12 protein-coding genes are annotated in these 13,396 nt (G+C 56.8%); 8 read left to right on the top strand and 4 right to left on the bottom strand.

Going from position 1 to position 13,396, the window contains the following annotated elements:
- The first annotated feature begins 1 nt into the window (after position 1).
- From B5F27_RS02580 to aguB, 8 genes are all read left to right on the top strand, one after another.
- On the top strand, positions 2–2,419 hold the full coding sequence (locus B5F27_RS02580) for an endonuclease MutS2 (RefSeq protein WP_087364471.1): 2,418 nt from the start codon (positions 2–4) through the stop codon (positions 2,417–2,419).
- A 159-nt stretch (positions 2,420–2,578) separates the two neighbouring features.
- Positions 2,579–3,376, top strand: a complete 798-nt coding sequence (locus B5F27_RS02575) for an N-acetylmuramoyl-L-alanine amidase (RefSeq protein ID WP_087364470.1) — start codon at positions 2,579–2,581, stop codon at positions 3,374–3,376.
- Positions 3,377–4,090: 714 nt separating this feature from the next.
- A complete protein-coding gene (locus B5F27_RS02570) occupies positions 4,091–5,539 on the top strand; it encodes an aminotransferase class I/II-fold pyridoxal phosphate-dependent enzyme (RefSeq protein ID WP_087245682.1) in 1,449 nt (482 codons plus the stop codon).
- A 35-nt stretch (positions 5,540–5,574) separates the two neighbouring features.
- The gene (gene speE, locus B5F27_RS02565; protein ID WP_087245903.1) at positions 5,575–6,429 is read left to right on the top strand and encodes a polyamine aminopropyltransferase; all 855 of its coding nucleotides are present in this window, start codon (positions 5,575–5,577) and stop codon (positions 6,427–6,429) included.
- A 48-nt stretch (positions 6,430–6,477) separates the two neighbouring features.
- A complete protein-coding gene (locus B5F27_RS02560) occupies positions 6,478–7,740 on the top strand; it encodes a saccharopine dehydrogenase family protein (protein ID WP_087364468.1) in 1,263 nt (420 codons plus the stop codon).
- Complete coding sequence (gene nspC / locus B5F27_RS02555) at positions 7,740–8,888, top strand: carboxynorspermidine decarboxylase (protein WP_164488771.1); 1,149 nt, start codon at positions 7,740–7,742, stop codon at positions 8,886–8,888. The genes B5F27_RS02560 and nspC overlap by 1 nt, the downstream gene beginning before the upstream one ends.
- Before the next feature lie 21 nt (positions 8,889–8,909).
- Positions 8,910–9,986, top strand: coding sequence for an agmatine deiminase (aguA, locus tag B5F27_RS02550; RefSeq protein WP_087364466.1), 1,077 nt, complete (start codon positions 8,910–8,912; stop codon positions 9,984–9,986).
- Positions 9,987–10,001: 15 nt separating this feature from the next.
- Entirely contained in the window at positions 10,002–10,883 is an 882-nt protein-coding gene (gene aguB / locus B5F27_RS02545) for an N-carbamoylputrescine amidase (RefSeq protein WP_087364464.1), read from the top strand.
- A 496-nt stretch (positions 10,884–11,379) separates the two neighbouring features.
- On the opposite strand, the gene B5F27_RS02540 is transcribed toward aguB, so the two are convergent.
- Genes B5F27_RS02540 through B5F27_RS02525 form a run of 4 tightly spaced genes read right to left on the bottom strand, consistent with a single transcriptional unit; the run spans position 11,380 to position 13,321 of the window.
- Positions 11,380–11,781, bottom strand: coding sequence for an SRPBCC family protein (locus tag B5F27_RS02540; protein WP_087364462.1), 402 nt, complete (start codon positions 11,779–11,781; stop codon positions 11,380–11,382).
- A 51-nt stretch (positions 11,782–11,832) separates the two neighbouring features.
- On the bottom strand, positions 11,833–12,045 hold the full coding sequence (locus B5F27_RS02535; RefSeq protein WP_087364460.1) for a hypothetical protein: 213 nt from the start codon (positions 12,043–12,045) through the stop codon (positions 11,833–11,835).
- A gap of 30 nt (positions 12,046–12,075) precedes the next feature.
- Positions 12,076–12,510 carry a hypothetical protein gene (locus B5F27_RS02530; protein WP_087364458.1) on the bottom strand — a complete coding sequence of 145 codons (435 nt, stop codon included), beginning with the start codon at positions 12,508–12,510 and terminating at the stop codon, positions 12,076–12,078.
- Between the two features lie 28 nt (positions 12,511–12,538).
- Entirely contained in the window at positions 12,539–13,321 is a 783-nt protein-coding gene (locus B5F27_RS02525) for a YhfC family glutamic-type intramembrane protease (protein ID WP_087364456.1), read from the bottom strand.
- Between the last annotated feature and the right edge of the window lie 75 nt (positions 13,322–13,396).

The following is a 13,396-nucleotide window of genomic DNA, read 5'->3' as shown; positions in this document are numbered from 1 at the left end:
AATGGAGACAAGTTACTTAAAAACACTGGAATTAAATAAAATCATCGAGCGGGCCGCCGCCGGCTGTGTCTGCAAAGAGGCCAGAGCCAAAATGCTGGAACTGACCCCTCAGTGCGACCCCGACGAAGTCCGCTTTATGCTGGATCAGACCGACGCCATCAATACGCTGCTCATCAAGAACGGTTCGCCCCGCTTTGGCGGCGTGGAAGGGGTCAGCGAGCTGGCCACCCGCGCGGTCAAGGGCGGCGTGCTGTCCATGGGTGAGCTGCTGCTGGTGGCGGGCGCCCTGCGCAACTTCCAGAACCTGAGCACCTGGTACGGTTCCACTGATCACGATGCTCTGCCCACCGACGACCTGTTCTACGCACTGGCACCGCAGCCCGGCCTGGAACAGCAGATTTCCGACGCCATCATTGCGCCGGATACCATGGCGGACACCGCCTCCCACACGCTGAACGAACTGCGGAAAAAGATCCGCGCCACCGAAAACTCCATTCGTGACCGTCTGGACAGCCTGGTCCACAACATGGAGTCCTCCAAGTACTTACAGGAGGCCGTGGTTTCCATCCGCAACGGGCGCTATGTCGTCCCGGTCAAGAGCGAGTACCGAGGCGAAATCAGCGGCATCATCCACGACGTTTCCTCCACCGGCGCCACTGTCTTTGTGGAGCCCCAGGCCGTCGTGGAAGCCAATGCCCGCATTCTGCAGTACCGCGCCCAGGAAGCCCAGGAAATCGAGCGGATTCTGACGGCCTTTACCAGCCAGGTGGCCGCCATTGAGCCTCAGTTCCAGTACAGCTACAAAGCCATGCTGGAAATCGACATCCTGCTTGCCAAGGCACGGATGGCCATTGAGATGAAGGCCTTCAAGCCCTCGGTCAGCTATGAGAGCTCTTTCTCGCTGATTCGGGCTCGGCACCCCCTGATCGACCCGGCCAAGTGCGTGCCGGTCAACATCGCGCTGGGGCAGGATTATGACTCTCTCATCATCACTGGTCCCAATACCGGCGGCAAGACCGTCACCCTTAAGACGGCCGGCCTGCTGTGCGCCATGGCTCAGTGCGGCTTCCTGATCCCGGCGGACGAGCGCAGCGAAGTCTGTGTGTTCCAGGAGTATCTGGTGGACATCGGCGACGAACAGAGCATCGAGCAGAGCCTGTCCACCTTCTCGGGTCACATGACCAAAATCACCGGCATTCTGGAACTGGCCGGTCCCGGCACTCTGGTGCTTCTGGACGAGCTGGGCGCCGGCACCGATCCGGCGGAAGGCGCCGCCCTGGCTGTGGCCATCATTGAAGAACTGCGCCGCCGGGGTGTCCTGCTGATGGCTACCACCCACTATGCGGAGCTGAAAGTCTTTGCACTGGAAACGCCCGGCGTGGTCAATGCCAGCTGTGAGTTTGACCTGGAAACGCTGCGGCCCACCTATAAGCTGAGCGTCGGCGTGCCCGGCAAATCCAATGCCTTCCTCATCAGCGAAAAACTGGGCATTCCGGAGCGGGTCATCGAGGCCGCCCAGCAGCATCTGTCGGCGGATGACAAGCGTCTGGATGCAGTGCTGGGCCAGCTGGATGATCTGAAACTCCAGCTGAAAGCCAGCCAGGACGAGGTGGAGAGTCTCCGCCATGAGGCGGCCCATCAGCTGGAAGCCGCCCAGAAAAAGAAAGAGGAACTGATCCGTCAGGGCGAAAACGAGCTGGAAGCCGCCCGTGCCAAGGCCCGCGCCCTGGCCCAGCAGGTGGAAAACGAGGCCTACCGCCTCACCGATGAGCTGCGCCAGCTCCAGAAAGACGAGAAGATGAGCGCCCAGCAGCGTGCCCAGCGCGCCCGGGAGATCGCAAAAAAAGAGTCGGCCAAGCTGTTTTCCAATTCGGATGTGGTGCACAACCCGGTGCGGGAGTTTGTTCCCCTCAAGGAAGTGCGGGTAGGGCAGGAAGTCTGCATCGCCGAACTGGGCCAGCTGGCCACCGTTCTGGCTCTGCCGGATCGAAACGGAGACGTTCTGGTCCGGGCCGGCATCGTCAAAACCAAAGTGCCCCTCAAGGGGCTCAAGCAGCCGGACAAGATGGAAAAGGCCCCCGCCGCACCCAAGACCAAAGCCCAGCAGCGCTATACCCGCCAGACCGGCGACGGCAGCCGCGCTGCAGGCGGCCATGTGGAACGGGTCCGTCGGGACGCCAAGATGGAGTGCAACCTGCTTGGTCTGACCGTGGACGAAGCCATCCAGGAGGCGGATTCTTTCATCGACCGCGCCATCCTGAACGGTCAGTCCACTGTCTATCTGATCCATGGCAACGGCACCGGCGCGCTGCGCAACGCTATCCAGAAGCATCTGCGCGGACACCGGATGGTCAAGAGCTTCCGCCTGGGCCGCTATGGCGAAGGCGAAAGCGGCGTGACGGTGGTCGAGCTGAAATAAACACCAAACCGGACCTGTAAAAAGAAGGGAACAGCCGCCCGGATGCAATGTGCGGGCGGTTTGTTTCGTTTTATTGGATGAAGTAAAAATCGGAAGGTACAAAAACAGATGCAAAAGCGGCGAAAAGGCACAAAATCCAGACATGGGAAAAAGGGAGCGATGCGCTGGCAGCTGGCTGCCGCGGCCCTTGTTCTTGTCCTGTTTCTCGGCAAAGCCTGCCAGGCAGGTCTGGAATGGATGAATGCCCAAAACGCCATCCGGGAAGCCAGCGCTACGGAAGAACCGGGGGAGGACTTCCGCCCGGATGTAGGGGAACCGCCTTACACGGTGGCTGTGGATGCCGGCCATGGCGGGGACGACCCTGGCGCCACCGGTCTGATTGTGGAACGGGACATGACGGCCGCCACCGCTGAAGCTCTGATGGCCTGGCTGCAAGCCGATGCCAACTACATACCGGTGACCACCCGGGACAGTTACGACGTCACCGCCACCCCCATGGAACGGGCCGAGTGCTCCAACCGTCAGCATCCGGATTTGCTTCTGTCCATTCATGGCAATTCCGCTGCCACCGAAGCCAGCGGGTTTGAGTGTTATCCCATTACGCCGGGCCGGACCTGGCATCGGGAGAGTGTGTATTTCGCCCGGCAGCTGGCCGCCGGCATGGAAAACGCCGGGAGCTCTCTGCGGGGACAGCGCGGCATCCGCTACATCTACTACGAAAACGGCGCCAAGGTCCTGGCAGAAGCCAACGACCTCCGGGTCCGGGAAGAGGAGACCTTCACCCTTTTGGAGGAATCCAACTGCCCGGCGGTATTGGCAGAGCAGTGCTTCATCACCAGCGCCGAGGACGTGGATCTCTTTGGAGACGAGGATGGCTGCCAGCGGACAGCCCGTGTCTATTACGAGGCCATCTGCGCTTACTTTGGCACCCAGCCGCTGACTTCTCTGGGAGAGTAAATAAAAACCTTTCGGGCCGCCCGGGTCAAAACGCAGGGAACGTTTTGCCGGGCGGTCTTTTTCTTTTCAGCGCGTCCGTATGATCCCCGGTGGCGCAGTGTTTTGATCCACCGAAAAAGCCGTTACGAATATTCGCCATTTTTTGAATTGGGTGTATAAAAAGTGAAAGGATTTGTATCCCATACCTTGACAAGTAAAAAAAACATGGTACAATGATGGCAAAGCGTGTGCCGATGTACACACAAATAGATTAGGCCGGGCGCCCTTTTTGGGCTGCCTAAAGCTCATCGGACAGGGCTGGCCGCTGCCGCGTGTGGCGTAAAGCGCCACAACATTATTGAACGGGTGGGTCACCCGGAAATTTTATAAGTTGGTCACTTTTTATAACCTCGTGCGGACGCACACCACTTGTGAAACGTCAATAAGAGCAGCAGAACCGCCCCTCGATCTATTTGCTGAAGTTCTCTTCCAAAAGGCATGGCCGGACATTGCAGAATGTCGTCTCCTCTGTGTGATGAGGAGTCAGGCCGCCTCGACTGTATCTCACAGGCAGTGTGCCCGAAAGGGTGCGCTGCCTTTTTTGTTGCAGTCAGAAATGTCTTTCCGCCGGAGCATGGTTCCGTTTCAGACCATGCACAGGAGAATCCGGCGGCCCGTCCGGGATGGGAGCAGCCTTCCGCTTGACTCAAAACCTGAAAAAGAGAGGGATGTTATTTGAACCGGGATCGTCAAAAAAGAGCGCCCATCTATGAGGCACTGGAAAAGTTCCGCCGGCAGCGGGTCGTCCCGTTCGATGTGCCGGGCCATAAGCGCGGCCGCGGAAACCCCGAGCTGGTCGAACTGCTGGGGGAGCGATGTGTCGGCATCGATGTCAACTCCATGAAACCTCTGGATAACCTGTGTCATCCGGTTTCGGTCATCAAGGAGGCAGAGGAACTGGCCGCCGACGCATTCGGCGCGGCCCACGCCTTCCTGATGGTGGGCGGTACCACCAGCAGTGTCCAGAGCATGGTCCTGACGGCCTGCAAGCCGGGGGACAAGATCATACTGCCCCGCAATGTCCACAAGAGCGCCATCAACGCCCTGGTTCTGTGCGGCGCGGTGCCCGTCTATATTGATCCCAAGGTGGATACCGATCTGGGCATCCCTCTGGGTATGGAAGTGGAAGATGTGCGGGCCGCCATTGAGGCCAACCCCGACGCCGTGGCCATTTTTGTCAACAACCCCACCTATTACGGCATCTGCTCCGACCTGCGCAGTCTGGTGGATCTGGCTCACTCTCACAATATGCTGGCTCTGGTGGATGAAGCCCACGGCACCCATCTGTATTTCAATCCCAGCCTGCCTCTCAGCGGCATGGCAGCCGGGGCCGATATGGCCGCCGTTTCCATGCACAAGTCGGGCGGCAGTCTGACCCAGAGTTCGCTTCTGCTCTGCGGACCCGGGGTCAATGCGGGATATGTGAGCAACATCATCAACCTGACCCAGACCACCAGTGCATCCTATCTGCTGATGTCCAGTCTGGATATCAGCCGGCGCAATCTGGCCATGCGGGGCAGAGAGAGCTTCGCCCGTGTGATTGATATGGCCGAGTACGCCCGGCGGGAAATCAATGCCATCGGCGATTACTATGCTTTCGGCTCCGAGATGATCAACGGCGGCAGCATTTACGACTTTGACGTCACCAAGCTGGCTGTCAATACCCGCGGCATTGGTCTGACCGGCATTGAGGTTTATGACCTGCTCCGGGATGAGTACGATATCCAGATTGAGTTTGGCGACCTGTCCAACATTCTGGCCTATATCTCCATCGGCGACCGCATTCAGGATATTGAGCGTCTGGTGGGTGCTCTGGCGGATATCCGCCGCCTCTACTCCAAGCCCCGCAGCGATCTTTTCACGGCGGAGTACATCACGCCGCAGGTAAAGGCTACTCCCCAGCAGGCGTTCTATTCGCCCAAGGAGAGTTTGCCTTTGCGGGAAACCGCCGGCCGGATCTGCACAGAGTTCGTCATGTGCTATCCTCCGGGAATTCCCATCCTGGCTCCCGGCGAAGTGATTACCCCGGAAATCATCGATTACATCGAGTTCGCAAAGGCCAAGGGCTGCTCCATGCAGGGCCCGGCCAGCGAGGATATCTCGGAACTGAACGTTTTGGTATAACGGATTGAAAAGAAGGAGGGAGTCTCTTGCAGGAAATGGATTACTGGTTTGGCGAACTGCATACCGCCAACGTCAAAACCTCCATTCGGGTGGACCGGCAGCTCTACAGCGGAACAAGCGACTTTCAGCGGATCGATGTCTTTGACTCGCCGGAGTTCGGACGGTTCCTGACTTCGGACGGCAGCGTGATCTTCTCGGAGAAAGACGAGTTCACCTACGACGAGATGATCGTCCATGTCCCTATGGCCGTTCACCCCGATGTCAAGCGGGTTCTGGTCATCGGCGGCGGAGACGGCGGCGTAGCCCGTGAGCTGTCGTATTACCAGGAGATCGAAGTCATCGATGTGGTGGAACCGGACAAGATGTTCGTGGATGTCTGCCGCAAATATTTCCCCGACAATGCCTGCGGTCTGGATGATATCCGCGTCCGCGTCTATTACGAGGACGGCCTGCGGTTTCTGCGGGGCAAAGAGGATGAATACGACCTGATTATCAACGACTGTACCGATCCTCTGGGCCATGCAGCCGGCCTGTTCACCAAGGAATTCTACGGCAGCTGCTACAAGGCCCTCCATGAGGACGGTATCATGGTGTATCAGCATGGCAGCCCCTTCTTTGACGAAGATGAGGAAACCTGCCGCGCCATGCACAAGCGGGCTTACCGCTCGTTCCCCATCAGCCGGGTGTATCAGGCACACATCCCGACCTGCCCGGCGGGGTACTGGCTGTTTGGCTTTGCCAGCAAAAAGTATCACCCCATCAAGGACTTTGACCCCAAGCGCTGGAACAAGCGGGGGATCAAGACCTGGTATTATACCACCCACCTCCATCGTGGAGCCTTCATGCTTCCGCGCTATGTGGAGGACCTTCTGAAGGAAGAAGAAGACTGAAAACAGACGAAATCAAGAAACGGATTGTATTTGAAAGGAGTCATTTCCATGAGCAAACTGCTTGTCATTGGCTGCGGCGGCGTCGCCTCGGTTGCGATCCAGAAGTGCTGCCAGAACCACGAGACTTTCACTGAGCTGTGCATTGCCAGCCGCACTGTCTCCAAGTGCGACGCCCTGAAGGCCAAGCTGGAGGCCGCCGGCACCCCCGTCAAGATCACCACCATGACCGTCAACGCCGACGACGTGGAGGACGTCAAGCGGGTGATTGAGGCTTACAAGCCGGAGCTGGTTCTGAATGTGGCTCTGCCTTACCAGGATCTGACCATCATGGACGCCTGCCTGGCCTGCGGCGTTCACTATGTGGATACCGCCAACTACGAGCCGGAAAACACCGACGATCCCGCCTGGCGCGCCATCTACGAGAAGCGCTGCAAGGAAGAGGGCTTCACCGCATACTTCGACTACAGCTGGCAGTGGGCTTACGCCAAGAAGTTTGAGGAGGCTGGCCTGACCGCCATCCTGGGCTCCGGTTTCGACCCGGGTGTCACCAGCGTCTTCACTGCCTATGCTCTGAAGCACTACTTCGATGAGATTCACACCATCGACATTCTGGACTGCAACGGCGGCGACCACGGCTATCCCTTCGCCACCAACTTCAACCCCGAGATCAATCTGCGTGAAGTTTCGGCCAACGGCAGCTACTGGGAGAACGGCCACTGGGTGGAGACCAAGCCCATGGAGATCAAGCGGGAATACGACTTCCCCCAGGTGGGCAAAAAGGACATGTACCTGCTCCACCACGAGGAGATTGAGAGCCTGGCCAAGAACGTCCCCGGCGTCAAGCGGATTCGCTTCTTCATGACCTTCGGCCAGAGCTATCTGACCCACATGAAGTGTCTGGAGAACGTGGGCATGCTCTCCACCAGCCCCATCCAGTTTGAGGGCCGCGAGATTGTGCCCATCCAGTTCCTGAAGGCTCTGCTGCCTGATCCCGCATCCCTGGGCCCCCGCACCGTCGGCAAGACCAACATCGGCTGCATCTACACCGGCGTCAAGGACGGCAAGGAGCGCACCATCTATATCTACAATGTCTGCGATCACCAGGAGTGCTACAAGGAGCTGGGCAGCCAGGCCATCAGCTACACCACCGGTGTTCCGGCCATGATCGGCACTGCTCTGGTAGCCAACGGCCAGTGGCGTCAGCCTGGTGTCCACAACCTGGAGGAGATGGACCCCGATCCCTTTATGGAGATGCTGAACCAGTACGGCCTGCCCTGGGTTGTGGATGAGCATCCTGTGACGGTGGAATGATGGAGCATTTGAAACGGCATGAACCCGGGCTGCAGACACCGGTCTATGTGGTGGACGAGGCAGCTCTGGTTCACAACCTGGAAATTCTGCAGGGCGTACAGCAGCGTACAGGCTGCCACATTCTGCTGGCCCAGAAAGCTTTCTCCATGTTTCGGGTTTATCCGCTGATTGGGCAGTATCTGGCAGGCGCCACCGCCAGCGGCCTCTTTGAGGCACGGTTGGCCCACGAAGAGATGCCCGGCAAGGAAAACCATGTTTTCTGCCCGGCCTATACCCCGGAAGAAATGGAAGAGATTGTACAGATCTGCGACCATATCAGCTTCAATTCGCTCGCTCAGCTGGAGGCACACCGTCCGGTCTGGGAAAAGGCGGGTGTCAGCGTCGGCCTGCGGGTCAACCCGGAGCACTCCACCCAGGAAGGCCACGCCATCTACGATCCCTGTGCACCGGGCAGCCGGCTGGGTATCCGCCGGCAGAATCTGCCGGACCAGTTGCCCAAAGGGGTAGAGGGACTGCATTTCCACACCCTGTGTGAGCAGGACGCTGCCCCTCTGGTGGAGACCTTTGCCGCCTTTGAAGAAAAGTTCGGGCAGTATCTGCCGGGGCTGAAGTGGATCAATCTGGGCGGCGGGCACCACATCACGCGCCCGGGCTATGACATTGCCGTCCTGGAACAGCTGATCCTTTCCATCCGGGAAAAGTACGGCCTGGAAGTTTATCTGGAACCGGGGGAGGCTATCGCCCTTTCGGCCGGCACCCTGATTACCACCGTGCTGGACATTGTGCAGGCCACCGATATGCCCGTCCTGATTCTGGATACCTCGGCGGCTTGTCACATGCCCGACGTGCTGGAAATGCCCTATCGTCCGCCCCTGTACGACAGCGGACTGCCGGGCGAAAAGGCATGTACCTGCCGTCTGGCATCCCGGACCTGCCTGGCCGGAGATGTCATCGGCGAATACAGCTTTGATTCCTGCCCCCAGATTGGGGACAGGCTGGTTTTTGGCGATATGGCGATTTATTCCATGGTGAAAAACAACACCTTCAATGGAATGCCGCTGCCGGATATTGCGCTGCGCCATCTGGATGGCAGCTGCGAGGTAGTGCGCCATTTCGGCTATCAGGATTTCAAAACGCGTCTGTCCTGACGCGGTCCAAAGGAGTTTTCTATGTACAGAATGCCGGCTGAATACGAGCCGCACCGCGCAACACTGATGATCTGGCCGGTACGCCCGGGCAGCTGGGGGAAAGATCCCCAGGCTGCACAGGACGCCTTTGTGCGGGTCTTTGAAGCCATCACCCAAAGTGAAGATCTTTATCTCTTGGCTGATCCGGATCATTTGGAGCAGGCCCGCGCTGCAGTGGCGCACCTGGATCGGGTGCACCTGATCTGCATGGATTCCAATGACGCCTGGGCGCGGGATGTTGGGCCTACCTTCGTCAAAAATGACAGGGGAGAGCTCAAGGGCATCAGCTGGAGCTTCAACGCCTGGGGCGGTATGGTTGACGGCCTCTATGCCGACTGGCAAAAAGACGACGCCATTGCGTCCGCCTTCTGTCAGGAACTGGGTTTGCCCTGGGACGATGCGGCTCCGTTTGTACTGGAGGGCGGCAGCATTCATACCGACGGCGAGGGGACAGCTCTTGTCACCGAAAGCTGCCTGCTTTCGGCCGGGCGGAATCCGTCCATGAGCCGCGAGGAAATCGAGGCAGAACTTTGCCGCCGTCTGGGTGTTGAGAAAGTGTTGTGGTTGCCGCGGGGCATTTACAACGACGAAACCAACGAGCACGTGGACAATGTCTGCGCTTTTGTCGCCCCTGGCGAGGTAGTTCTGGCCTGGACCGACAACGAATCCGACCCGCAGTACCCGCTTTCTGCCGCAGACCTGGCTTATCTGCAGAGTGCAACCGATGCCAAAGGGCGGTCTTTAAAGATCCACAAACTGCCCATCCCGGATCATCCCATCCTCTGCAGCGAAGAGGACTGCGCATCCTATTCGTTTGAACCGGGCGAGGACATTCGCGAGCCAGGGGAGCGCCTGGCGGCCAGCTATGTGAATTTCTATTTCACCAACGGTGCCGTTCTGGTTCCTCAGTTCGGGGGCGAAAACGCCGCCAGCGACGCCCGCGCCTGCAAGATCCTGCAGCAGCTTTGCCCGAACCGTCAGGTTATCGGCCTGCCTGCGCGGGAAATCCTGCAGGGCGGGGGAAACATCCACTGCATTACACAGCAGATTCCGCTGTAAAAGGAGGGAATATCCATGCCACAGACCACTGTTGCGGCCATTCAGATGACCTGCTGCGCCGACCCGGCCCAGAACATCGCACACGCCGAGGAACTGGTGCGCCAGGCCGCCGCCAAAGGGGCACAGATTGTTCTGCTGCCCGAATTGTTCGAGCGGCCCTACTTCTGCCAGGAGCGCCGCTATGAGTACTACGATTATGCGCTGCCCATGGAAGAAAATCCGGCGATTCAGCGTTTTTCTGAGGTGTGCCGTGAACTGGAGCTGGTGATGCCCATCAGCTTTTACGAAAAGGACGGCACACGCCTGTTCAACAGCATCGCCATGCTGGACGCAGACGGCAGCATCCTGGGTATTTATCGAAAGACCCACATCCCGGACGACCACTATTATCAGGAGAAATTTTATTTTACCCCCGGAAACACCGATTTTCAGGTGTTCGATACACAGTATGGCCGGGTAGGCGTGGGCATCTGCTGGGATCAGTGGTTCCCGGAGACAGCCCGCTGCCTGGCTCTGGCCGGGGCCGACATCATCTTGTATCCAACAGCAATCGGCAGTGAACCCATCCTGGATGTGGACAGTGCCGGTCACTGGCAGCGGACCATGCAGGGACATTCGGCAGCCAACATTATGCCGGTCGCTGCGGCAAACCGCTATGGAACCGAAGTGGTCACGCCTTGCAGGGAAAATGGTGGCCAGCAGAGCGCACTGCGGTTTTACGGTACCAGCTTCTTGACGGATGAGACGGGAGCTGTCATTCAGCAGGCCGGCCGGGACGAAGACGCCGTCCTGACTGCGAGCTATGACTTTGCGGCCATTCGGCAGGCCCGTCTGGAATGGGGCTTGTTCCGGGACCGCCGGCCTGAGTGTTACGGAGCCATTTGTGATCTGGATTGATGGCAGTCCAGTTCAAACCTGCATCCTTATCATAGAATAAGGTTTTTGAAACGCATCCCAAAATCTGTGCGGGGCACAGGTGAGGGGTGCGTTTTTTGTTGGCTGGCGTTCTGGACGAAAACAGCCGGAAATGCTAAATCGGCTCAAAAGAACCCAAGAGAGAAGAGCCCTTTTTGCCTGTATATAAATTTCGTATAATGTAGGTTATACGAAAAACAGGGAAGCGAAAAAGCCCTTTTAAGCCGCTTTTGGGTCTTTCGGCCGGTTTTGGCCGCCGCCAGCCGTCCGGACCGGTTCAAACTGGTCCAAATTGCATTTTTCCAAAATATGCTCATTTTATGATTTTTTAAATAAAAACAGACTCCAGATTTTGCTCTGGAGTCTGCGTGGTTCTTTTTATGGTCAGATCAGTTTCAAGCAAGCCGGCCATCTGTTTTTCATTCAGTACACTCGGTTCATCACGGTATGCAATGCATCATGAATGATTCTTTTCATTTCATTCGCTGCAAATTGCTCTGCGCAAATCGGTTATAAACTGAGCCTGCTGCTTTTTCAGGTATCCTTTTACAAACGGCTTCATCCAGACCTTCTTCACCGATACGTACTCTGTGAAGTCCACCACCGTCGCCAAACCTCGCTGCCGGAATCTTCCAACCCAGCGGCCATGCAGATTGGTGTTGTCCATCTCCAGTTCCCAAAGCTGCCCCGGTTTTGCCCTTACGATTGTGAATTTTGTGACATATCCGTTTGCTGTGTATTCCAGAAAAGCTTCCGGGCCAAGGATTTGCACGCGGCTTAGATCAGTCCGCCACCTTGGATATTCGCTTGCTGTTGTCACAACGCTCCACGCCTTGTGTACATCACAAGGAAGAACAGATTTTAAATTTGATACCGTCATTTTTTCTATCCATCATCAAGTCGTCAACATTCAAACCTTCAGACCCTAGGCTCAGAATTTCTCTTTAACCCGATCCAAATCTTCCGGGTCAATCCATTCTTCAATAAAGCCGCAGGTGCAGCAAACATAGCGATGGACCGGCGCCGTCGAAAAAATCGACAAGCCCAGTGGAATGTAATTCCCGGAACCATAAGCGCCCGCTTTGCCTGGAACGCGGACAATCTCATGGCTGCCGCATTTGGGACAGGTATGGGTATTCTTCATTGTATCATCCGCCTTTCAACCGGTACATCGTCATCTTTTTCGATAGCAAAGAATCTCTGGATCTGAACCGTTGGGGCCATATTCAGACACCAGAAGGTATTTTTCATCAGCAACCACCCCATAACAGCGGTTGCTGCCCGGGATTTCAACCTGATTTCCGAAATAGATATTCTGGTCTGTCAGCAGCTTGACAGTTTCCCCATTCGGCAGCGGATACGCCAGATTGACATAAACCCCATTCAGCAAATACAGATCCTTCACAGCCAAGCCGGGAATCTCCAGCATCTGAATCTCCTGAATCAGAGACTGTTTCAAAGCCTGATAAGCCTCAAAGCCCGAATCCTGAATGCATTTTGCTGCGACGCAAACACCACCGAAGGGATGGCCGCCTGTCTCCTGACAGCCGCCGCAATCCGTTTTTCTTGGACAGGCTTCACAGCAGTCCGAACCACAAATGGACTTCATAGGAGTTCCTTTCCATTCTCAAGGAATTTTATACCTTCAGTTCAAGATATGCCTTGCGGACGTACCAGACCACAGCGGCGGTCATTGCAGCAACTACAATTTCCGTCAGTGCGATGGAAACATTCGACAGCAAAACCGCTGCAAAATCCACCACGAAATGTGCTCCAAAGGCGGCCCAATACCACCGGCCATTCTTTTCCTTGACAGCACGATAGATCAAAACCGACAGCGCAATCTGCAAAAAGACCGCCACAATCCGCTCAAACCCAGCGGCAAAAAAGAGCAAAGCCGGCGTCTCCCAGAGTGCAGACAGTCCCTGAATGGCCGTCTGGCGGGACGCTTCATCCAGACCTTCCAGAATGCCGTTCATGGAGCCGCTGTTGATCATGGTGGAGTTGACCAGGTTGTTGATGGATGCCAGGCCCAGCAGGAGGATCGCTTCAATTCCTCCATGGCCCACACCATACATCAGCGCATTTTCTTTGGTGAGATAGTTCCGCATGACAAATTTCATGCCCAGGTACCGCCCGGTTTCCTCAAAGGCTGCCGCCATCAGGGCTCCATACAGCGCATAGAGAAAAGGATTACCGGTGATCAGGTCTCCGGTCGCCTGGAAAACCATCGAATGAACCATGCTTTCCAGCGTCAGCGCAAAGATCACGAACACCAGCAGGCCAGTACCAAAACTAAAGAAAGCCGCCTTTTTTTTGCGCCACAGGTAGATGAAAAGACCGATCGGCAGGCCAAAAGCCGCCATCAGCGAAAACATCATGCCGACAACGTTGCCGACTGGTACAGGTTGCAGTTCCATTTTCGTTTACCTCCTTGAATGTCAACCACATCGCAGTGAACGATTAACTTTTAGCTTAATCGTTAATCGTCGACT

This window comes from Faecalibacterium sp. An192 (assembly GCF_002160175.1).
Classification (GTDB): domain Bacteria; phylum Bacillota; class Clostridia; order Oscillospirales; family Ruminococcaceae; genus Faecalibacterium.
Note: the sequence above shows the minus strand (reverse complement) of the source record. Positions and strands in the feature narration are given on the sequence as shown.